The sequence below is a fragment of the Staphylococcus carnosus genome (assembly GCF_900458435.1).
In the GTDB taxonomy this organism is placed as follows: Bacteria; Bacillota; Bacilli; order Staphylococcales; family Staphylococcaceae; genus Staphylococcus; species Staphylococcus carnosus.
This window is the reverse complement of the sequence record NZ_UHCT01000001.1, coordinates 2480675-2502950: the sequence shown is the minus strand read 5'-3', so window position 1 is coordinate 2502950 and position 22276 is coordinate 2480675. Positions and strand designations below refer to the sequence as shown.

Genomic DNA, 22276 nt, shown 5'->3' with positions numbered 1-22276 from the left:
GTTGCTTGCCTTATTTTTACTTTTTGCGTCTGATTCCAATTTGATGTCCCAGCTGTTTTGGTATTTCGAAATCCCCTTGTTCTTTGTAATATTTTTCGATGTTTTCATATACAAACTCTGGGAATTCAGCACTGCGACGTTCTTTATTATTAATGCACATCATAATCACTTCATATGCTGCTGTTTGTACCCCTTCTTGATTAAACATTTTTAAGAAAAAGTGTACGCGTTTATGGTCGAAGTCATAAACATATACATCTACTTTAAATGATTCATCTAAAACCATTTCTTTCAAGAAAGTAATATGCGCTTCTAAATTAAAAATAGTCGTATCATGATTTTGACGATAATCAATCGAGAAACCTAAACTTGCGAAAAAACCTACCACAGCATCACTGAATATTGAAAAATACTGTGCATCATGTAAATGATGATTGTGATCAATCCAAGAAGGATGGACCTTATCTTCGTATGTATAAATTGAACTCATATCAAACATCTCCCTTTATTTGAATATATTTGAAGTTTAACATAATTTCAGGTGATTATTAGTTTAGATGGTTTATTAATAAAATATACAACTTTTTTGGGTTTCTGTAGTTAATAAGTTGAAAAAGTACAGAAATACGGTATCATTATATGTGAATAAAATAGTTCTTATTAAGAGTGAGTGGAGGGACTTGGCCCTGTGAAACTCCAGCAGCAACCGCTTTGCGGTATCGTGCTAAATCCAACAAGTTGATGACTTGAAAGATAAGAAGATGTGTTGAAGCGCTTCTTCTTGTAAGAAGGGCTATTTTATTTATCCAAAAAAGATAAAGGTGGTAAATAAAATGAAACAATTCAGCAAACAGCAAATCAGAGAAAAAATGGATGAACTTGAGCACTGGGAAAATTATAAACCGATGAATATGGCTAGTAGTATGGGAAGAAAGGCGCAAATCAATAATCTCAAAGCTACAATTAGAGAAATGGTGCCTATGGAAGCGGTAAAAGAGTGATTGAAGGAATAATTTTTATTAACGTATCTAATACTGAATATTAGGTGCGTTTATTTATATAATTCTTAGTTACTTTTTATAGGTTTAAATGTATAATTAAAGTCAATAGATTAAATTATTTCATCAAAAGAAGGGGACATCAATGAGAAAACTAACAATGATTTTTATTTTATTATCGGTTATATTATCTGGATGCAATAGTAGTAAGACAAGTGAAATTGATTCAGAAAAAGTAAAAGAAGAAAATCAATCTAAGAAGCTCAGAACTAAAGAATTAAAAAATAATACAGCAGTGTTACATGATTTAGAAATTAAAGTATTAAATACGGAATACTTACCAATGAATACTTATGAGGGGCAAGAAAAACCGCAGCTTGTTGTAACTTATGAAGCTAAAAATAAAGTGGATAAAGAAATTGACCCAATTGGAGCATGGTTTACTGCTTTTGAAGCTTACCAAGATACAAGTGATTCTATGAAGAAAATTGATGTTGGCCCACTTCCTAACATGGAAAAATATAACTATGTGCTTGATAACCAAGATGATTTAATTAAAAAGGGTAAATCCGTAAGATGTGCAATTGCTTATGATATTTATGACGTAAATAAACCGGTAATATTGAAAGCCCATAAAGGTTACGACAATATATATTTAGGTGAAATCAAAGTAAATATCAAAAAGTACAGGGGTTATTGGAGCTTTATAAACAATCGACATTTATTTTAAAGTATGAAGCTCTACTTTTTTGCTCGAAAATAGCCTATTTGTATTACTGTGTATAATGATTGAGAAAATTATTAAAGAGTTAATAATAATTAAGTTGACAGAATATTCTTTTAAATATACAATGAGCATTAATCAAATAATTCGAAAAGATAAAGATGAGTAAAGTATATATTTAAAAATCTGCAGAGAGCTTTTGTATGGTGTGAAAAAGTGATTTGAGAATATAGAAAATGGACTCTGAATCTGTTAGCTGAATGATTAAGCTGACACGTAGTGGCGTACGTTATGACCGCCGGAAGTACTTGATTATGAGTGCTTTTTTGAGATGTGCTTCAACATGCACAAATTCGGGTGGTACCGCGTGGATAGATTCTTCGCCCCTATAGAGCCAAAGCTCTGTAGGGGTTTTTTGAGTTGTTTGGAAAAGATAAATAAAACAGGGAGATATTGAATATGACTGAATTATTAAGATATGACATTGTAGGAAGTTTTTTAAGACCAGAAGCATTGAAAAAAGCACGTGCACAATTTGAACAAGGAACAATCGATCAAGAAGCGCTTTCCAAAGCAGAAGATGAAGAGATTAAACAACTCATCACAAAACAAGTGGAAAACGGATTGCAATCTATTACCGATGGAGAATTTCGTCGCAGTTGGTGGCATTTAGATTTCTTTTGGGGATTAAACGGTGTAGAAGCAATTAAAGATGCGGGAGGCTTTGAATTTGAAAATGTACAATCTCGTTTTGAAACAGCAAGATTAAGCAATTACATAAGCGGAGAAAATCATCCATTTGTCGAACATTATAAATTTTTAAAAGCACACACACCAGAAGGTATTGAAGCACGTCAAACAGTACCAGCACCTGCACGTTTATTCTCTGAACTGACACGTAAAGAAAATTTAGAGGCTACTAGAAAGTTCTACTCGACAGACGATGAATTGATTGATGCGATTGCTGAGGCATACCAAACTGTTATTCAAGATTTATATGACGAAGGATTACGTACCATCCAGTTTGATGACACAACTTGGGGAAGATTGGTAGGAGATCAAACAGAAATTAATGGTAAAAATGGCGATGCAAAAGAGAAAGAACGTTTAAAAGAAGTATTTGTTAAAGCAAACAATAAAGCAATTGAAGGATTACCTGAAGATTTAACAGTACAAACACACGTCTGTCGCGGAAACTATCGTTCAACATGGTTTGCAGAAGGGGCTTATGATTCTGTAGCTTCACCACTGTTTGATAGAGAAAATGTTGATAATTATCTTTTAGAATATGATACAGACCGTTCTGGAGGGTTTGAACCATTAGCACATGTTTCTGAAGGGAAAAATGTTGTTCTAGGGTTAATTACTTCAAAAGATGGTCAACTCGAAGATCGTGACGAAGTGATTGCACGTATCAAAGAAGCAAGCCAATATATCCCGTTAGAGAATTTAGCGTTAAGTACACAATGCGGTTTTGCTTCTACAGAAGAAGGAAACAATCTAACTGAAGAAGCACAATGGGCAAAAATACGTTTAGTAAAAAGTATTGCTGAAGAAGTATGGAACACCGAAAAAGTTGAAGGTTAATTGAAAAAAATACCGTTGTTTTGGTTTATTGCAACCAAAACAACGGTATTTTTATGTCTTTCAAAGGCGTAATGATAAGGTTTTTGACATTTCAAAATCCTGAAAGTGAAAATTGTCACAACTTTTACAATTATTTAATAATCACTACCTTGTAATGTTTAATACCGCATGCTATATTATAGATAACAACTACTAAACATTACACAGTACTGATTAATGTATATGGAGGTAATGCGATGAATATACAATTTAAGAAGGGGGCTTTGGAATTTCTAGTACTACTCATTATCAAAGGTGAAGATCAATACGGTTATTCCTTAGTTCAAAAAATCACACCTCGTATTTCAATTGCAGAAGGCACAGTTTATCCACTTATGCGCCGCCTAGTAAAAGAAGGGTATTTGACCACATATTTTAAACCTTCAACAGAAGGGCCGGCACGTAAGTACTACAAAATTACAGAAGAAGGACGAGAACGTCTGAAATCACTTTTAGCAGAATGGAAAGATTTTACAGATGCTGTCAATTTGTTTATAGAGGAGAGTGAAGTTGATGAATAAACAAGAATATTTAAGACTACTAGATCGCTATTTAACAAGAGTCACTCCAGAAGAACGACGAGATATCCTTGATGAATATGAAACACATTTTATCAGCGGTAAAGAAGCTGGTAAGACAGAAGAAGAAATTTCTAAAGAACTTGGCAATCCTAAGTCTATCGGACGTGAAATGAGTGCGACTTCTGCAATGGATAAAGTTGAAGATTCTAAAAACCCTAATAATGTTACTAATGCCATCTTAGCAGTTATGGGACTCAGTATCCTGAACTTTTTTGTAGTCTTTGGAGTTCTAACAACACTGATCGGTCTCCTCTTTGGGCTTATTACAACAACTGTGACACTACTTGTTTCACCTGTTTTACTCTTAGTGAAAGGTATCATAGATGGAGCCAGTGCCATCATGCCGGTAGAAACTTATTCCGTTTTTGCCATGTTCGGTGTTGGTTTAATACTGCTCGTCGTCACATACTTGGCTTGTAAATGGAGTTTCGTTTTATTCATGAAGTATCTTAGATGGAATATCAATGTTGTGAAGGGAAGTGCACGCTCATGAAAAAGGTATTGATAATATTATTCACAATCGGGCTGCTCATGTTTATCGGTTTCGGATTAGCAACATATTTTGAAATGAAAAAAGTTTCAAATACACCTTCTCATCCCTTGAACTACGAAAAAGATTATCAAAAAGAAGATGATTCAATTAAAAAGCTGCAAGTAAATGGTCAGTTAGCAGACATCAAAGTGAAACACGGAAAGCACTTTAGCGTTAAAGCGAAAAGTGGAGATAAAGCACATACAGAAATAACAAGTGAGATCAAAAACAGTACACTTATTGTAAAAGAAGCACAAAAGGGTCCTCGTATTAATTTTAATTTTAAAGGAACCAAACCAGCAGATAGCAGATATCACGATTACTGTGCCAGACCATAAGTTAGAAAAAGTAGATTTGCATAATGATACGAGTGATATCACAATTGAAGGTTTGAAAGCCGAACAAGTTGAAGCTGTAACGAATACAGGAGATATTCAATTTAAAAATAGTAAAAGTAATCAATTAGACTTAAAAAGTGATACTGGAGATATAGAACTACTTAAAACAGAGTTTAAAGACGTAACTGCACAAAGTGATACTGGTGATATTATCATCAAATCTATTAACGGAGATGCTAACATCGATACAAGGACCGATACCGGAGATATCAAATTAGATTATGCCAAAGCACCTAAAAACACTAAACTCGTTGATAAGACTGATGAAGATAACGGCAGTGAAATAAGAATAAATCAACCTCAATTAAAAGATGAAAAATATGGACAAGGTAATTTTAAGGTTCAAGTGGATACAGATACGGGTAATGTAGTAATAAATTAATCGTACTACCTTATATACAGGCTGTAGCACAGTTTATAAAAAAGGCTTCAGAACAGTGGTTCTGAGGTCTTTTTTTAAAAGAGAGACATAAAGCTTGCAAAACGTTCTAGGTAGCATTATTATATTAAGTATAAAATATATACCTATAAAGCACACGGCTTAGATAGTTTTTTAATTAGAAGGAGATGAAATGAAGATGCAAAACTTAAAAGGTATGCACCACGTTACAGCAATTACAAGCGATGCTGTTAAAATTTACGATTTCTATACAGATGTATTGGGTTTACGTTTAGTGAAAAAAACAGTAAACCAAGATGATATTCATACGTATCATTTATTCTTCGCAGATGATGAAGGTAATGCAGGCACAGATGTTACATTCTTTGATTTCCCAGGAATTCCAAAAGGAACACACGGAACAGACGAAATCGCAAGAATTTCTTTACGTGTACCATCAGATGCAGCTATTGAATATTGGGCAGATCGATTTGATAAATTAAATATAGAGCATTCAGATGTTGAAACATTGTTAGGTAAAAAAATTATTCGTTTTGAAGATTTCGACGGTCAACAATATAATCTTATCTCAGATGAAACTGACAAAGAGGGCAGTGTTGAACCAGGTGTTGCTTGGAAAAACGGACCAGTGCCAGAAGAATATGCCATTGTTGGTCTAGGACCAATTGAATTGAATGTCAGCCGTTATGAAGCTTTCAAAGCAGTTTTCGAAGAAGTTTACGGTTATAAAGAAGTAGATTCAGAAGGAGACTACCATCTTTTTGAAACAGGACAAGGTGGAAATGGCGGTCAAGTGATTGTGCATAAACAAGGCGGTAATCCTGGTATGCAAGGTTATGGCACAATTCACCATACTGCATTCCGTGTTAATGATAAAGAAGGGCTAGACGAATGGATTGATCGTTTGAATTCATATAATATCGGCAATTCAGGTTTTGTGGAACGTTATTACTTCAAATCACTTTATTCAAAATTCTATCCAGGCATCTTAGTTGAAATTGCAACAGATGGTCCAGGATTCACTGGTGATGAACCTTATGAAACATTAGGTGAAATTCTTTCATTACCACCATTCTTAGAACCAAAACGTGAAGCGATCGAAGGCGAAGTACGTCATATAGACACAACACGTCATAATCAACCTGATCGCAAAGCACAACAATAATTTGAAGGAGGTAAGATATCAATGGATATGAAACACATTTTTCGTAAAGGAAAAGACAGCAACCAACCGACATTCATCATGTTTCATGGTACTGGCGGAGATGAAACTGACTTAATTCCGGTAGCGCTTCGTTTAAATCCTGATTACAATGTATTAAGTGTAAAAGGAAATGTTTCTGAAGGCGGCATGGCGCGTTTCTTTAAACGTGTCGGAGAAGGACAATATGACTGGGAAGATTTAGCAGAACGCAGTGATGAATTGAATGATTTCTTAAGAGAAGCAGCAGAGCATTATAACTTCGACTTGAACAAAGCAGTTCTTGTCGGTTTCTCAAATGGTTCTAATATGGCTATCAATTTATTATTGAGAGAGGATACAACATTTGCGAAAGCTTTACTCTTTGCACCATTATATCCTGCTGATATAGAAAATGTGAGAGACTTAAGCAACATGACTATTTTCCTTTCAATGGGAACACAAGATCCAATCGTTCCTGTATCAGAAAGTGAACGTGTCATTGATATCTTCAAACGTTCAGGTGCGAAAGTAGAAACACACTGGACTGTATCTCACGGTATCACAGAAGCTGCTTTAAATGATGCAGCAAAAGCTTTAGAAGATTAAAAAAAGAAACCTAGATGAATCTGGAACGTCTTCAAGTTCCTTTCATCTAGGTTTTTTGTATACATAGAATTATTTTATTGATCAGCACTTTGGAATAATTTTATTAAACTATCTGGGCTATCTGGTCCTAAACAAATCTCTAACAGTTCATGAGATTCTTTTGCTTCTTCTTCACTTCTTGGGAACATTTGCTCTTCATATTTACGTATAGCGGTATCAAAGTTGCCTTTATGGGCTGCGATGAGTTCGGCTAATTCAGCACCATCTAACATTGCTAAGTTTGCACCTTCTCCTGAAGGTGCCATTAAGTGTGCTGCATCTCCGATTAAAGTCACTCCTGATTGTGGCGCCCAACGATGTTCATCAGGTAAAGCATAAATTTTACGTGGTATGATATGACTGTCTGTTTCTGTAATAAGTGCTTTGATTTCTGATGCCCAGCCTTCAAATTCTGCTGCTACTGTTTGGACCGCTTGATTGCCATTTGAAAAATCAATATGATCAATCCATTCTTCGGAACAATTCATTTGAACATAAGTATGGATAATATTGTTTGCTTCACGATGTGCAACAATTCCTTTATTGTGTGTTAATGCATACATTGCGCCTTTCCCAACTTCTTGGGCAGTTTTAGGATAATTATAATCTACATCATATAAATAAGTTTCAATAAAAGTGGTGCCTGAATAATGCGGCGTGATATTTGTCAGTAATTTACGGACTTTAGACCAAGCACCATCTGCACCTATAAGTTTATCCGTCACAATAGAAGTTTCATCTCGAAATACAACTTTATATTGATTATTATCAGTTTTTTCTACATGATCCACCTTTTTACTCCATGCAATGGTATCTTCTTTTAAAGAGTCAATTAAAATATTTCTAAGGTCACCGCGTAAAACTTCTGGACGACCATTTGATTCATCATCTGGAACATCTAAAAGGATATCACCATTTTCTCCAACGATTCGAGCCGCATCTGCACCTTTTTGGATAATAGATTGGAAAGCTTCCGTCAGCTGTGCTTTTTTTAATGCAACTTGTCCATTATATTCATGGATGTCTAATTGGCCACCTTGTGTCCGTGCATCACGAGATGTATCTGATTCATAAACTTTCGTTGGTATACCATTCACTTGCAACACACGAGCTAAAGTTAAACCGCCAATGCCACCTCCAATAATTGTAATAGGTGTTTCGAATTCTGTATTCTGCACCATATTATCTCTCCTTAAATAATTAATAGCAAAGTTTTAAAATAATGACATAAGCATATTTATCAATGTGATAGCTAGAGTACTTTGAAGTAGGTATTTCCCTTACTCAACTAAAAATAACATATTTAAAATGGGATAGATAAGTGTGATTGATGAAATAGGATTAGTGGTATCTAGTTTATCTGTGGAAAGCAAAAACTTCCTCTAATGCAATTTTGATTGTCTGCATTAGAGGAAGTACAAATTATTGAATATTGCTCGAAGTTATAGTGTGATACATATTCAGTTAATTTTCGAGTTCACTTCGGCTGAAGTTATAAACATGATCATCGTTTTTCAAGTCATCTTTAGACAGCTGAACTAATTTTTGGCCTTTCTCCAGTAAAGTTGTAAAACTTATTGTTCTTTCTGCGTCATCATTGCCAATTATGATAGACGGATCGAAGGTAAATGTACCATAAGTTTTAGGTTTATCTGTAGGGTATTGTGTTCCGCCACTGCTTGTTTCAGAATACATTACGTGCGCTTCGGTATTACCTAGATCTTCCATGACACGATCTACAGATTTTTTATCATGGTCCTTCATACCTTTTTTATTGTTAATGACCATAGTGACAAGCGGTTTTTCTTCACTATTTTCAATGACAATATATGCAGGTTCTTGCCATTTGGACTCTTTATATTCAGGAGGACCATCTTTTTTCATCTTATCTTCTAATTCAGAAGGAGTATGGCTTTCAATAAAGCTTGTTGGTACTTCAGCTGATTGATCGATTGGGACAGATTTGACTTTGCCGTTTTTTGTGAAAATAATTTGTGAGACATAACCTGCATCTTCACCGCCGCCGCCTGTCGCCCAAATAACATGTTCGTGTTCATCATTAATAATATCTTTAATAGATACTTCTTTTTTATCTTTGAAATCTTTTTCGCACCCTGTTAAGGCAGGAATTAAAATACACGCAAACAAAATGATAAATGCTTTTTTCATGGTTAGATACTCTCCTTTGATGGTGAAATTAAAATGATGGAATTGTAGATGAATAGACCGATTGTGATGAAAAGGAGTAACGATGAAATAGGACTACCTGTACCGTTGACGATTTCCATAATAGGGTCTATAGGTAAAATAAGATTCGCCCAAATACTCCATTTGCGTTTCTTTGCATCATTGAAACGACGGTATGTGATTGCGAGTTGAGGACAGAAGGTTACAATAATAAAGAGAATTGCTATATACAATATCGGAGAAGCTTGTCCTGTTAATTCATCTCTTCCTGCAATACCGATAATCAATAATATCGTTGTAATAAGAATGTTTAAAACGGTACTCACCCAAAAAGGTGTTCGTTTTGTTTTACCATTAAAGTTAATGAAATTTTGCCAAAAAGCTTGGTAATTCTGCCAAATATTTAATTGATTTGTAGCGTTGGCAGATGCTGTTGTGTTGGAATTTGAAGTAATCGGTTTTCCGCAGCGAGCACAAAAAGCATCGCTTGGATTTAGTTCAGCACCACATTTACTGCAATACATGACAAGTGCCCCCCTTATAAATTGTCAAAATCTTTCTCTTTTTCATCAGCTTCCTTTTGTCCGTCTTCAGAGTCTTTGTAATCAATAACATGTACATCTTTATCTTTTTTAGTATCTAGTTCTATTTCAGTGTCTGCTGGTACTTCAGTGATTAAAATTTCGCCATCATATGGAGAAATACCTGCGTATGTTTTGCCGTTGTATTTAAAAGGTTTAACTTTAGCTGTGAAATCAGGTTTGAACTCTTTAGTACGTAATTTTAAATTGGGGTTTTCTGGATCGGTTTCAAATTTACCATCTGTTGCTGGAGAAAAGTTATAGCCCGTTCCTTCGATTTTATGATTTTTTTGATAGATGAACTTTTCAATATTAGTAAAATTATCGGTTGTAGTCATAGAAGGGGCTAAATTGTCGCCCTCTTTTTCCTGTATTTCAGCTAAGTGATTCATTTTCTTTAAGATTTCATCAGGACTTAATTTTAAGAACTTTCCTAATCTTAAATCGTCGCTGCTGTCGATGAAAAATTGACGTGCTTGATTGTTTTTTACGTAAATTACTTGACTGACTGAAGACTCATCAATTGAAGTATCGGTTACTTTAACTGATTGATGTTTATCATCTTCTCCGCCATTTTCAACCATTGGGTTTGCTCGATAGAGGATATGCGGTTTGCCATCAGCAAAAATATCTGAAAGTGTGATATCTTTATAGTTTTGTTCTGAAGTTGTTTCTTTTGGTTTTGTGGTGCTTTCAGTATTGGTGTTGTGCTTTGTTTCGTTTCCGTCATCATTATTTTGACCGCAACCCGCTATAAGAAGCGGGGTTGCGATCAAAAGTGCAGGGATTAATTTTTTCAAGTTGTTCCTCCTGAATTTGTTTTGATTTCTTGTTTTAAATACGTTTTTTGCATCTCCATCATGTCGTCTATCACTTTTTGTAAGAGATTATCGGGCGCGATGACACGAATTTTGGAGTGATAAATAAAAGCGAGAGTACGGGCATTCTGCTCTGAAATATTCATGCGTACGCGAATAACTTCAGAATTAATATTTTGTATAATCTCAGATGTATAATAAGGACGAAGTATACGAAATACTTCTTGTGTCATCTCAAAGGTGACTGGAATTTGATTTTGGTTATAAAAAGTTTTGGGATTGATTAAATCAGGGAGATTAAGGTAATAACTTTCAGTTTTGGTATCATATAAAATCTGAGTATGCCAAGAACCATTTTCATATAAATAGTTTCTTAGATTGTCGATATCACGTTGGATTGTGCGTTTATTGACATTAAAGCGTTCTGCTAAATCAGACTTGTTTACAGTTTGCTGTTGAACTAACCTTGTGTAGATATTTAATATTCTAAATGCTTGTTCCATTATCTCCACCTCAATCCGCTAACACTATGATACAAAAGAGATATAGGCACCTAGCGTCATTTTGGCGATGATTTTGAAATTTCCTATAATACCTACTGCAATAGGGTTTCAAACAATTTACTTTAATTCTTTTCTTTCGATGTAGACATCTCATGTCTAACCGACCTCCTTTATTTAAATTCGCGGTCGGTCCTACACGTTGGCCCTCAGGTCAACGTGTTTTTAATTATTGTCATTTCTGAAAGTATAAAAAGAAGAGGTAGTTTCAATGTTGAGAGGGGATTTTTTCTGAGGTTTTGTAAGGGTTTTTGATGATAAAAAAACGGCAGGTCTCAAAACGAAAGTTTTGAGACCTGCCGACGTTTGTTTTTAAAATCTAAAGTTACTTATTTCACATTTAGTAAGTAGAGTACTTTTTCTGCGACGCCTTTAGGAGATTGCGGATTTTGTCCAGTTACTAAATGACCATCTTCTACGACGTAAGGACGGAATGGTAAAAAGGCTCTGCTGTAATCTGCGCCTTCTTCTTTTAGTTTATCTTCAAGCATAAATGGTACTAGTTTTTTTCGGTTTGCTAATTTTTCTTCTAAGTTTGAAAAGCCTGTTAAGCGTTTGCCATCAACATAATAGCGTCCGTCTAAGCCTTTGAAATTAAGGAATGCGCAAATGCCATGACAAACAGCTGAAACAACACCTCCATTTTCTCTCACTGCTGAAATCACACGTTGAATATCTGGATTTCCTGGGAAATCATACATTACACCGTGTCCGCCAGTAAAATAAACAGCATTGTAATCAGTTGGTGTTATTTCTTTAATAGAAGGAGAGTTTTTCAATAAGGTCATAAATGTATCGTCGTTTAAATATTTCTTAGTTAATTTGTCTAACATAAAACGTGACGTACTGACTGGGTCAATCGGAGTCAGGCCGCCTTTAGTATTTACGATATCAATTTGTACGTGGTTTTGGTGCATTAAATCATAGAAGTGTACGAGTTCTCCTAACCATAATCCTGTTGGAACATCTGAATCTGCAAAATGATCTGTACTTGTGTTAACAATTAAAACTTTCTTAACCACTTTCATCCCTCCATACTTTCAAGTAAGTACATATAAGTCTACATTATAAATACCCCAATCCATGTGTGATATGCAATCTGTTAATTATATAAAGGATATTAATCTGCTCGGAATAGTTGGTTTAAAATTTAAATTATTAACTATATTTAATTTTTTATTTAACTTTAATTAATGGGCAGCGATACGGATTCACAGTAAAATTATTTGTGTTGATAAGCAAAGTTAAACATCCGTATACTCAGAATTCATCATGAAATTTACATTCGACGAGACAACAGAAAACGAAGTCATACATCTTTTGAATCTACTACACACCTAGAATTTAACAACAGTGTTTTCATCTGTATCAGAACTAGAACACATTATCGACAGCGTAAGTATTATATAGATATTATTCCTTCACTTCCTAAAGAAAATCGAGATAACACTCGATTACAGTCACAATATTCTCCTAACAGAATAGTATCTCTCATAGTATTGAGAATGGCTTGTACAAACTCCCAAGACATTACTGTTAAACAATTCTCAATCATTCACCGTATGCCCTTATGATGAATTCTATCCCTGTCTTCATAAGTACATACGGTTTTTTAATTTTTCACAACAAGAATTATCATCGGAGGCCACTATGATTACTTTTATATTATTGATATTTTTTGCGATCAGATTATATACACTCTATATTTCAATTCAGCACGAACGTGCCTTGAAAGCTGAGGGCGCAAAGCAACATGGTGTTAAGAATTCGAAATATCTTGCGATAACACATACGTTAATCTACGTTTCAGCAATCATCACAGCGATAATACAGCATCCAAGGTTTGATTTTATTTCGTTAGTTGGATTGATCTTATTAGTTTTCAGTTATATCGTACTTTTTATGGTTATTCGTACTTTAGGATCAATTTGGACGCTGAAGATTTATATTTTGAAAAAGCATCGTATTGTAGAACAAGGTATTTTTAAATACATTAAACATCCTAATTACTTTTTGAATATTATTCCTGAACTTATAGGAGTAGTTCTGCTGACACATGCTTATTCAACAGCTTTATTGTTTATTCCTTATGCACTTTTTTTATATATACGTATTCAACAAGAAGAACAAGCAATGGCACATCTATATTAAAATTCAGAGTATCTGGAAAGCGACTAGTCGTTTTCCAGATACTCTTTTTAATAACACATATGTAAATGGTGTGATTTGACAAAAGGTTGTACAATTATCTTATAGGAATACTCGGGAGTGATTATATGTTGAAAGTTAAAGCGCCAAAAAACCTTTATTTGAAAGGTGGGGAGCGTGCAGTTTTATTACTTCATTCATTTACGGGCACCATCCAAGATATTAAAGAGGTTGCTGAAGCTCTGAATGAAGAAGGATTTACTTGTTATGCGCCTTGTTACACTGGACATGGGCTGCCCGTTTCTGAATTTGTGAAATATGATATTCAAGATTGGTGGAAAGATGTTGAAGCAGCATATCACTTTTTACAAGCGGAAGGTTATCAAGAAATTGATGTAATCGGTGTTTCTTTAGGCGGCATTTTTTCTCTTAAACTCGCAGAACAATTTGAGGTTGGTCGTGTGGTAGGAATGTCTATTCCATATGAAAAAAGAGAAAAAGGTGTCATAGAACGTTTGAATACGTATGGAGAACGGTTGCAGCATTATATTTTATGTACAGATGACGAACAAACTGAAGAAATGGCTCGCATTCGTGATTATGAAACCGGAGCACAACGGTTTGAAGCTTTTACTGATGCAACAATGAAAGAATTAAAAAATATAACGGCACCAACTTTATTGATGTATGGGGGACAAGATGACCCTTCTTATCGTGAAAGTGCATTTAAAGTAGCAGAAGCATTAACAAAGGTTGATGACAAAGAAGTGGTATGTTTTGAAAATGCTGGGCATCTAATGCCGCGCAGTGAAGACAAATCGGCAATTATAGAGAGAATTGTAGATTTTCTATGTAAAGCATGAGTATTTCGTAAAATTAATTTACAAACATCTTTAGAATAGAGTAAGATATAAAAAAGGTAATAAACAACCTATTTTTTAATTGTAATGAATATATGTTATTATACAATCAAAAGGAATAGTTACGAAAATATTGACTAAAGTAAATAGGCAATTTAAAAATTCATTATTTTAATTATTGTTTTATAGTAGTGATATTTTTGTGCGAACAGGTAACTTAAACTAAACGCAGTTCGAAGTAAGAGAAGAAGAGTGGAGGAATAAGTATTGAAAAATGAAATTATAGACAATGCAATTGAATTGTTTGCGCAAAAAAGCTATTATGGTTGTACTTTAGACGAACTTGCTAAAAGCGTAGATATTAAGAAAGCAAGCTTGTATTATTATTTTCCGAGCAAAGCAGCAATTTATCGCGAATGTGCGCAACGCTGTTTTAATTTTTTTGAGCGTGTCATTGAAATAGAAAATAAAAAGAACCCAGATACACTTCATTTAGGAAACTTGAAAAAGTTTATTCTTAAGACTGTATTTGACACTGATATTAACTATCTACGTTTATATCTGCAATTCACACAAGCACCAGAGGAATTTAAAGAAGAACTATATGAAGGTGTGGCAAGTTTGCATAAAGCCTTGGATGTTACTTTCAAACGTTACTATGATGCTAATGATATAGAGATTTCTTTTGAAAGTTTCCGTGAATTAGTTTTAGACGTTATGGAAAGTGGTTTCATCCGTACTACATTCATTAATTATTTTGATGAACTGAGTTATAGACGTAAAACTTTACAATTGGATGTTGCGAATATGTTAGATTCATTATTTGAATTGAAAGAAGCAGCAAAAGGACATTAATAAATAAAAATGATAATAAACATTTTAATATAGATTAACTTGATGAGGTTGGCCGACTGAATGCGGTACAATCTCTTTTATTTTATACAAAAAACGTTTTCCGGAAAGAGAAAGACTATCTTAGCAATTCTGTGACTATTGATGAATCACAAAAATTGTGTTATAGTTTACTTAATTACTTAAACGCTTTAACGCTTTAAAGTAAACGATTCAATTATTAAATAATTATTTTAAATCGGGCTGTTCACGGAAGGAACAGTCTCGTTTAATGTTTAATTCATCAAAGATGATACGGATGCAACTCATAGATAGAAAAGGATGAACGAAGTGTCTAAACAATCACAATGGAAAACGTCAACAGGATTTATATTAGCAAGTGCGGGCTCCGCAATTGGACTCGGTGCGATGTGGAAGTTCCCATATATGGCCGGAGTATATGGTGGTGGCGCGTTCTTACTTATGTTTTTAGTATTTACAATTTTTATCGGCTTACCGTTATTGATTATGGAATTTACAATTGGTAAACTCGGCCGTACTTATACCACTGCAATTTTTGGTAAACTTTCTGGAAAAAAATGGACAAATATCATCGGATGGAGCGGAAATCTTGCTGTATTCGTACTATTTGGATTTTACAGTGTTGTCGGTGGATGGATTATTATCTATATTGCACAAGTAGCTATGCAACTTGTCGGTTTAGGAAGCGGAACGCTTGGAAGTATTCACTTTGATCAAGTTATCAGTAACCCTGTTTATACTATTATAGGACAAGGTATTTTTATTTTAATTACAATGGTCATCGTTATGCTGGGTGTGGAACATGGTTTAGAGAAAGCCTCTAAAGTGATGATGCCATTACTTTTTGTTTTTCTTATTCTCATTGTCATTAAATCTCTGTCACTAGACGGTGCAGCTGAAGGTGTACGTTTTATTTTAGAACCGCGTATGGAAGATCTTTCTATGCAAGGTGTACTCTTTGCGTTAGGACAATCTTTCTTTGCCTTATCGCTCGGTACCACAGGCATGATCACTTATGCGAGTTACGCGCCAAAAGAAATGACAATTAAAACGTCAGCATTATCTATTGTGATTATGAATATTATTGTGTCATTGCTTGCTGGACTTGCAATTTTCCCAGCAATTAACGCATTCGGATACAAACCAGAAGAAGGACCAGGATTACTATTTAAAGTATTGCCGCGTGTATTTGAACAAATGAGTTTTGGAGCAGGTTTCTACTTGATTTTCCTTATCTTATTCTTATTTGCGGCACTTACTTCATCTATTTCACTGCTTGAATTGAATGTTTCCATCTTTACAAAGAACGACAATCGAAAACGTACGAAAGTAGCAGTGATCGGCAGTGTGCTGGTGTTCTTAATCAGTATACCTGCGACACTTTCATTCAGTAGTTTAAGTGGTATTCATTTTGGGGCAGGAAGCATCTTCGATAATATGGATTTCCTAGTCTCTAATATTTTGATGCCTTTAGGTGCATTTGCAACAACGCTCTTTGTAGGCCAATTATTGAAAATGAAAGATTTGGAAAAAGTCTTTGGACGAGATCGTCTTAAACTATTTGTACCGTGGTATTATCTCGTGAAGTATGTTTTACCGGTAGTTATCTTATTAGTATTTGTGATGCAATTATTTAAATAGAAGAAATAGAGCAGGACAAGAAACGATTATAAGTTTTTTGTCCTGCTCTTTTTTTGAGTTAAGGTAAAAAGAAATAGCATAATTGCAATATATGTGCTAATGGTTTATAATCCATATCAGTATAGTAGGAATAAAGGGAGAAGTTCAGGTAAGAAATGGAATCAGGCCATTCAAACTGAAGTTCTCGGGGAGGAAACTAATGATTGCATTTGATTTAATCGGCAATACGCCTCTTGTCAAATTGGAATCGTTCAGCGATGATAACGTTGAAATCTATGCAAAGTTAGAACAGTATAATCCTGGCGGCAGTGTTAAAGATCGTTTAGGTAAATATCTGGTTGAACAAGCATTAGAACGTGGACAAATTAAACGCGGCGATACGATTGTAGAAGCTTCAGCCGGTAACACAGGAATCGGCTTAACAATTGCAGCAAATCATTATGGATTGCGTTGTGTGATTTATGCACCTGAAGGATTTGCGGCCGAAAAAATATCTATTATGGAAGCACTAGGTGCAGAAGTTATCCGTACACCGCAAAATGGCGGCATGATGGGTGCGCAGAAGGCTGCGAAAGCATATGCAGAAGAACATGGAGCATATTACACAAACCAATTCGAAACAGAGGATAATCCGGGTGCTTATCGTGAAACTTTAGCACAAGAAATTTTAAATGAATTACCGGAAATTGACTATTTCGTAGCAGGTGTCGGTTCTGGCGGTACTTTTACAGGCACAGCAGAAGGCTTAGCGGAACGCAAGGCCAAAAACATTTTAATCGAGCCTGAAGGTTCTATTTTGAATGGCGGACCTAGACATTTGCATGATACAGAAGGAATTGGTTCTGAAAAATGGCCGGATTTCTTAGAAAAAGATATAGTCTCAGAGATTTTAACTATCAGTGATGCAGATGCATTTAAAAATGTAAAACGTCTTGCGTTGCAAGAAGGTATTTTAGCAGGCAGTTCATCGGGGGCTGCATTGCAAGGTGCTTTAGAAATGAAAGCACGTCTAGACAAGGGAGTTATCGTAACAATTTTCCCAGACGGCAGCGACCGTTATATGTCTAAATCTATTTTTAATTATCAAAGCAAGTAAAGCAAATTTCAAACCTAACACATAAAGGAGTCGAAAGAGATAATGAAAAAGAAAACACAAATGGTACATGGCGGACATACTACTGACGATTACACTGGTGCGGTAACAACACCTATTTATCAAACAAGCACTTATTTACAAGATGATATCGGTGACTTGCGTGAAGGATATGAATATTCACGAAGCGGCAACCCTACACGTACAGCTTTAGAAAGCACAATTGCTGACTTAGAAGGTGCACGTTTTGGTTTCGCATTCGGTTCAGGTGTTGCAGCAATTTCAGCAGTCGTAATGCTATTAGATAAAGGTGATCACATTGTAGTGAATTCAGATGTGTACGGCGGTACATTCCGTGTGTTGACTAAAGTGTTTAAACGTTTAGGTATCGATGCTGATTTCGTTGATACAACACATACTGAAAACATTGAAAGTGCGATTAAACCAGAAACTAAAATGTTATTTATCGAAACACCATCAAATCCATTATTACGTATAACTGATATCCAAGCTTCAGCTGATATCGCACGTAAACACAATTTGATTTCAGTTGTAGATAATACATTCATGTCACCTTACTTCCAAAATCCATTAGCTTTAGGTGCTGATATCGTATTGCATTCAGCTTCTAAATATATTGGCGGACACAGTGACGTTATTGCTGGATTAGTTGCGACTGATAATGAAGAGTTAGCTGAACGTATTGGTTTCATTCAAAATTCAACAGGCGGCGTTTTAGGACCGCAAGACAGTTATTTATTAATTCGTGGTATTAAAACATTAGGCTTACGTATGGAACAAGTAAGCAGCAATGCGGTTGCAGTGACTGAAATGTTATCAGAACACCCTAATGTTGAAGCGGTTTACCACCCAAGCTTGAAAGATCATTTAAACCACGATGTACAAGAACGTCAAGCATCAGGTCATACTGGAGTTATCTCATTTGTAGTTAAAGATGTGGATGCTGCTAAAGCTGTTATTCGTGAAACAGAATATTTCACATTAGCAGAAAGCTTAGGTGCGGTTGAAAGTTTAATCTCTGTTCCAGCACTTATGACACATGCATCTATTCCTAAAGATGTACGTGAAAAAGAAGGTATCGCTGATGGATTAATCCGTTTGTCAGTAGGTATTGAAGATACAGATGATTTAGTTGCAGACTTAAAACAAGCTCTAGATAAATTAAATTAATAGTATAGGCATGATATTGAGAGGCGCTTACCATATGGGGTAGGTGCCTTTTTAATATGTATTCAATAGGCGTCACAATATTTCAAAATCTTCCTTGCGAATAATAAAAAAATAATAGATAATAGGTAGCAATTCGCAAATGAGAGGAGCCTCTATCATGTTACAACCGATTATCCACGGATTTCTATTAGCGCTGGGCTTGATATTGCCCTTAGGTGCACAAAATGTGTTCGTATTTAACCAAGGTGCAAATCAGAAAAAGTTGATAGGTGCGCTGCCAGTTATTATTACAGCAGGATTGTGCGATACATTGCTGATTGTGCTTGCGATTTTAGGTATGTCACTCATTTTGATGTCATTGCCGATATTACAGTTGATTATTTATATTATCGGTTTGGTGTTTTTACTTTATATGGCCTGGTCATTATGGAAAGAAAAGCCTGATAAACTTCAGAATTTTGAACCGATGAGTGCTAAAAAGCAAATTGGATTTGCGTTATCTGTTTCACTGCTGAATCCACATGCCATTATGGATACAATCGGTGTAATTGGAACGAGTGCTTCTGTTTATAATGGTTTAGATAAAGTATTATTTACGGCTGCAACAGTTTCTGTATCTTGGTTATGGTTTATCTTTTTAGCAATTGCAGGCCGATTATTGGGCTCTGTAGATAAAACAGGCCGATATATAGTGATACTGAACAAGGTATCAAGTATTATTATCTTAATTGTGAGCTTTGTAATTATAAAAAATATCTTCAAAATATTGATCCCTTAAAAATAATGGCTCATTCAGACTATATTTCAATATTTCAGACCTGAGGTGTCTTGAAATATATAAAACGTCGATGCTCGCAACAGCATCGACGTTTTTGTGTTCTGATTTGTTATTTATGTTTGATGCCGATTTGACGTCCTAACTCTTTAGGGTTTTCGGCACTTTCTTCTAATGTTGATTCTTCTTCTACTTTTTTCATTATATTATCTGGGAAAGGAGCAGGGCGTCCGCTTGCTGTATCTATTCCCATTAACATCACTTCATAAGTTGCGCAAATGTCTTCTTTGGAATCAGATAATTCCATGAAGACATGGCAGCGTTTAGCATCATAATCTATCAAGCGCACTTTTACAGAAAGTTTCTCGTTTTGAGGTACTTCTTTTTTATAAATCAAATGATTTTCCAAAGTGAAAACAGTATAACCGATTTCTGCAATAGTGTCTGTATCTAAGCCAAGGTGAGCGAGCCACGCATCTGTTGTATCACTGAAGACACGATTGTATTCAGCGTCGTTCATATGCTGGTTATGATCAAGCCATGCATCTTGAACGGTTACATTGTAAGTGAAATGTTCAGACATTATTTAAACCTCCGCATAGCCAGCAGTACGTTTTTTCATATACGCGCTGTTTTCTGGCCAATACTCTTGTGCAAGTTCTTTAACACGGACTAAGAATTCGTTACGTTTTTGATCAAGTTCAGACATTGTATGGCCTGCTGATGATTGTTCGCAACCTTCAACAACTGCATTATAAAGATCAGTTGTAAGTTCTGGTGCAATTAATTTTGTCCATGGTTTTTTCAATGCTGGTCCGAATTGTTTCAACATATGACGCATACCGCCGTTTCCGCCTGCAAGGTGGAAAGTCATGAATGGACCATATTGTGCATAACGTAAACCAGCAGCATGTGTAAAGGCTTTGTCGACTTCTTCTGTTGTTGCAATACCTTCATTGACAATATGCAATGATTCACGCCATAAGGCTTCCATCAAGCGGTCTGCAATGTGACCTTCGATTTCATTGCGGACATGTAATACATCACTGCCGATAGACTCATAGATTTCTTCTGCTTTTGCGACAGTAGCTTCGCTTGTTTGTGCACCAGGTACAATTTCTACAAGCGGTAAAATATAAACCGGATGGAATGGATGTGCAACAACAAGACGTTCGGGATGTTTAAGGTTTTGTTGTAATTCTGTAGGCATGATACCTGATGTACTAGAGCCGATAATGGCATCTGGTTTTGCATAAAAATCAATTTCAGTAAGTACTTTATCTTTGATTTCTTCAACTTCTGGTACATTTTCTTGGATTAAGTCAGCATCTTTTACAGCTTCGTCCAAATGAGGTGTGAAAGTCAGATTATCGATAGATGCACCTGGTGCCAATCCCATGCGCTCAGCATAAGGCCAGTTTTGTTTAACTTGTGCCAACATTGTTTCATAAGCACCTTCGCCAGGGTCTGTTGCGATAACTTCATGTCCATGTGCGAGCATACGTGTAATCCATCCGCTGCCGATTACACCTGTTCCAACAACTGCAAATTTCATTTTAGTTTTGTCCTCCTTTGGGGTCTCTTAAGTTATATTTCTCACGTGCTTCTACAGGTGTCATTGGCTCAATATCAAGGTCTTTTAAAATTTCTACTGCTTTTTCAACAAGTTGTTCATTTGTTGCTTTAACACCTTTAGAAAGATAAATGTTGTCTTCTAAACCAACACGTACATTTCCGCCGCGTTTTGCTACTTCTTCAACAGTAGGTAATTGCATTATGCCAATGCCGAAACCTGACCAGTGAGCATTTTCAGGTAAACGTGTCTTGAAATATTCAATTGTTTCAGGGTCGTTATCTGCACCCCACGGAATACCTAAACAGAATTGGAACATAGGCTCGCCGTCAATTAGTCCCTCTTCGATTAATTGTCTAGCGAAGCGGATATGACCGCTGTCGAAGCATTCTAATTCTGGTTTGACGCCTGCTTCTTGAACTAGTTTCGCTTGTTCACGCAACCAGTCTGCTGGACTGATATATACCATATCTCCAAAGTTTGTACTGCCACAATCTAAAGTGCACATTTCAGGAAGTAATGCACCGATTGGTTCGTGACGTTCTGCAGGTGTCTGCATATCAGAACCTTCACCTGCTGTATAAGGGTCTGCTTGGTTCGGGATAAAATCACCGCCGCCCCCAGATGTAATATTAATAACAATATCTTCTTCTGCTTCACGAATTAAGCGTACTGCTTCACGGAACATTTCTGTATCGTGACTGATACCGCCAGTTTCAGGATCACGTGCATGTAAGTGCACAACAGTAGCGCCTGCACGTGCACATTTTATAGCTGAATCTGCCATTTCTTCAGGTGTGACAGGCACGCTCTTATTTTTTTCAGTTGTATCGCCTGCACCTGTAATTGCTGCAGTTAACATTACTTTTTTCATTATTGAATTTGCCTC

General features: G+C 35.6%; 26 protein-coding genes, 1 riboswitch and 1 other annotated feature. Of the genes, 16 read left to right on the top strand and 10 right to left on the bottom strand.

The genetic code is table 11. From position 1 onward, the window contains the following. Window positions 1-16: 16 nt before the first annotated feature. The gene (locus DYE31_RS12260; RefSeq protein ID WP_012664095.1) at window positions 17-490 is read right to left on the bottom strand and encodes a thioesterase family protein; all 474 of its coding nucleotides are present in this window, start codon (window positions 488-490) and stop codon (window positions 17-19) included. Window positions 491-654: 164 nt separating this feature from the next. Continuing rightward, a riboswitch (SAM riboswitch) is annotated at window positions 655-760 on the top strand. Between the two features lie 73 nt (window positions 761-833). Between DYE31_RS12260 and DYE31_RS12785 the strand changes: the two genes are divergently transcribed. From DYE31_RS12785 to DYE31_RS12220, 9 genes are all read left to right on the top strand, one after another. After that, a complete protein-coding gene (locus DYE31_RS12785) occupies window positions 834-1001 on the top strand; it encodes a hypothetical protein (RefSeq protein WP_012664096.1) in 168 nt (55 codons plus the stop codon). Window positions 1002-1143: 142 nt separating this feature from the next. Then, the gene (locus DYE31_RS12255; protein ID WP_012664097.1) at window positions 1144-1728 is read left to right on the top strand and encodes a DUF5067 domain-containing protein; all 585 of its coding nucleotides are present in this window, start codon (window positions 1144-1146) and stop codon (window positions 1726-1728) included. Window positions 1729-1871: 143 nt separating this feature from the next. Continuing rightward, window positions 1872-2113 (top strand) — a binding site (T-box leader). Between the two features lie 68 nt (window positions 2114-2181). Next, entirely contained in the window at window positions 2182-3309 is a 1128-nt protein-coding gene (locus DYE31_RS12250; protein WP_012664098.1) for a 5-methyltetrahydropteroyltriglutamate--homocysteine S-methyltransferase, read from the top strand. Window positions 3310-3545: 236 nt separating this feature from the next. Next, entirely contained in the window at window positions 3546-3869 is a 324-nt protein-coding gene (locus DYE31_RS12245) for a PadR family transcriptional regulator (RefSeq protein ID WP_012664099.1), read from the top strand. After that, window positions 3862-4422 carry an HAAS signaling domain-containing protein gene (locus DYE31_RS12240; RefSeq protein ID WP_012664100.1) on the top strand — a complete coding sequence of 187 codons (561 nt, stop codon included), beginning with the start codon at window positions 3862-3864 and terminating at the stop codon, window positions 4420-4422. The genes DYE31_RS12245 and DYE31_RS12240 overlap by 8 nt, the downstream gene beginning before the upstream one ends. After that, window positions 4419-4799 (top strand): hypothetical protein, encoded by a 381-nt coding sequence (locus DYE31_RS12235; protein ID WP_012664101.1) that lies wholly within the window; start codon window positions 4419-4421, stop codon window positions 4797-4799. Before DYE31_RS12240 ends, DYE31_RS12235 begins: the two co-directional genes overlap by 4 nt. Next, complete coding sequence (locus DYE31_RS12230; protein ID WP_160149097.1) at window positions 4786-5241, top strand: DUF4097 family beta strand repeat-containing protein; 456 nt, start codon at window positions 4786-4788, stop codon at window positions 5239-5241. Before DYE31_RS12235 ends, DYE31_RS12230 begins: the two co-directional genes overlap by 14 nt. A gap of 190 nt (window positions 5242-5431) precedes the next feature. Further along, window positions 5432-6424: a ring-cleaving dioxygenase gene (locus tag DYE31_RS12225; protein ID WP_012664103.1), complete on the top strand. Its 993-nt coding sequence runs from the start codon at window positions 5432-5434 to the stop codon at window positions 6422-6424. Window positions 6425-6451: 27 nt separating this feature from the next. Continuing rightward, window positions 6452-7048 carry an alpha/beta hydrolase gene (locus tag DYE31_RS12220; protein ID WP_115314411.1) on the top strand — a complete coding sequence of 199 codons (597 nt, stop codon included), beginning with the start codon at window positions 6452-6454 and terminating at the stop codon, window positions 7046-7048. Between the two features lie 74 nt (window positions 7049-7122). Here DYE31_RS12220 and DYE31_RS12215 read toward each other — a convergent pair whose 3' ends face one another. From DYE31_RS12215 to DYE31_RS12190, 6 genes are all read right to left on the bottom strand, one after another. Next, window positions 7123-8268, bottom strand: coding sequence for an FAD-dependent oxidoreductase (locus DYE31_RS12215; protein ID WP_012664105.1), 1146 nt, complete (start codon window positions 8266-8268; stop codon window positions 7123-7125). 283 nt (window positions 8269-8551) lie between these two features. After that, entirely contained in the window at window positions 8552-9256 is a 705-nt protein-coding gene (locus tag DYE31_RS12210; RefSeq protein WP_012664106.1) for a hypothetical protein, read from the bottom strand. A gap of 2 nt (window positions 9257-9258) precedes the next feature. Beyond that, window positions 9259-9798 carry a DUF805 domain-containing protein gene (locus tag DYE31_RS12205; protein WP_012664107.1) on the bottom strand — a complete coding sequence of 180 codons (540 nt, stop codon included), beginning with the start codon at window positions 9796-9798 and terminating at the stop codon, window positions 9259-9261. A 14-nt stretch (window positions 9799-9812) separates the two neighbouring features. Further along, entirely contained in the window at window positions 9813-10655 is an 843-nt protein-coding gene (locus DYE31_RS12200; RefSeq protein WP_012664108.1) for a hypothetical protein, read from the bottom strand. Further along, window positions 10652-11176, bottom strand: a complete 525-nt coding sequence (locus DYE31_RS12195; protein WP_012664109.1) for an HTH domain-containing protein — start codon at window positions 11174-11176, stop codon at window positions 10652-10654. The genes DYE31_RS12200 and DYE31_RS12195 overlap by 4 nt, the downstream gene beginning before the upstream one ends. 386 nt (window positions 11177-11562) lie before the next feature. Next, window positions 11563-12261, bottom strand: a complete 699-nt coding sequence (locus DYE31_RS12190; protein WP_041612929.1) for a type 1 glutamine amidotransferase domain-containing protein — start codon at window positions 12259-12261, stop codon at window positions 11563-11565. A 622-nt stretch (window positions 12262-12883) separates the two neighbouring features. Between DYE31_RS12190 and DYE31_RS12185 the strand changes: the two genes are divergently transcribed. The 7 genes from DYE31_RS12185 to DYE31_RS12155 all read left to right on the top strand — a co-directional run bounded on the left by DYE31_RS12185 (window position 12884) and on the right by DYE31_RS12155 (window position 19817). Continuing rightward, window positions 12884-13384: an isoprenylcysteine carboxyl methyltransferase family protein gene (locus tag DYE31_RS12185; protein WP_012664111.1), complete on the top strand. Its 501-nt coding sequence runs from the start codon at window positions 12884-12886 to the stop codon at window positions 13382-13384. 125 nt (window positions 13385-13509) lie between these two features. Further along, the gene (locus tag DYE31_RS12180; protein ID WP_012664112.1) at window positions 13510-14244 is read left to right on the top strand and encodes an alpha/beta hydrolase; all 735 of its coding nucleotides are present in this window, start codon (window positions 13510-13512) and stop codon (window positions 14242-14244) included. A gap of 264 nt (window positions 14245-14508) precedes the next feature. Further along, window positions 14509-15096 carry a TetR/AcrR family transcriptional regulator gene (locus tag DYE31_RS12175; protein WP_012664113.1) on the top strand — a complete coding sequence of 196 codons (588 nt, stop codon included), beginning with the start codon at window positions 14509-14511 and terminating at the stop codon, window positions 15094-15096. Window positions 15097-15423: 327 nt separating this feature from the next. Then, entirely contained in the window at window positions 15424-16755 is a 1332-nt protein-coding gene (locus DYE31_RS12170) for a sodium-dependent transporter (protein WP_046100443.1), read from the top strand. A 199-nt stretch (window positions 16756-16954) separates the two neighbouring features. Continuing rightward, the gene (locus DYE31_RS12165; RefSeq protein ID WP_012664115.1) at window positions 16955-17851 is read left to right on the top strand and encodes a PLP-dependent cysteine synthase family protein; all 897 of its coding nucleotides are present in this window, start codon (window positions 16955-16957) and stop codon (window positions 17849-17851) included. A gap of 42 nt (window positions 17852-17893) precedes the next feature. Beyond that, window positions 17894-19039: a bifunctional cystathionine gamma-lyase/homocysteine desulfhydrase gene (locus tag DYE31_RS12160; RefSeq protein WP_012664116.1), complete on the top strand. Its 1146-nt coding sequence runs from the start codon at window positions 17894-17896 to the stop codon at window positions 19037-19039. A gap of 157 nt (window positions 19040-19196) precedes the next feature. Then, window positions 19197-19817, top strand: a complete 621-nt coding sequence (locus tag DYE31_RS12155) for a LysE/ArgO family amino acid transporter (RefSeq protein WP_012664117.1) — start codon at window positions 19197-19199, stop codon at window positions 19815-19817. A gap of 109 nt (window positions 19818-19926) precedes the next feature. On the opposite strand, the gene DYE31_RS12150 is transcribed toward DYE31_RS12155, so the two are convergent. From DYE31_RS12150 to DYE31_RS12140, 3 genes are read right to left on the bottom strand one after another with little or no spacing between them, the layout of a single operon-like run. Beyond that, the gene (locus DYE31_RS12150; protein ID WP_012664118.1) at window positions 19927-20397 is read right to left on the bottom strand and encodes a thioesterase family protein; all 471 of its coding nucleotides are present in this window, start codon (window positions 20395-20397) and stop codon (window positions 19927-19929) included. Window positions 20398-20400: 3 nt separating this feature from the next. Further along, window positions 20401-21369 carry a 3-hydroxyacyl-CoA dehydrogenase NAD-binding domain-containing protein gene (locus DYE31_RS12145; RefSeq protein ID WP_012664119.1) on the bottom strand — a complete coding sequence of 323 codons (969 nt, stop codon included), beginning with the start codon at window positions 21367-21369 and terminating at the stop codon, window positions 20401-20403. 1 nt (window position 21370) lies between these two features. Beyond that, on the bottom strand, window positions 21371-22261 hold the full coding sequence (locus tag DYE31_RS12140) for a beta-keto acid cleavage family enzyme (RefSeq protein ID WP_012664120.1): 891 nt from the start codon (window positions 22259-22261) through the stop codon (window positions 21371-21373). Between the last annotated feature and the right edge of the window lie 15 nt (window positions 22262-22276).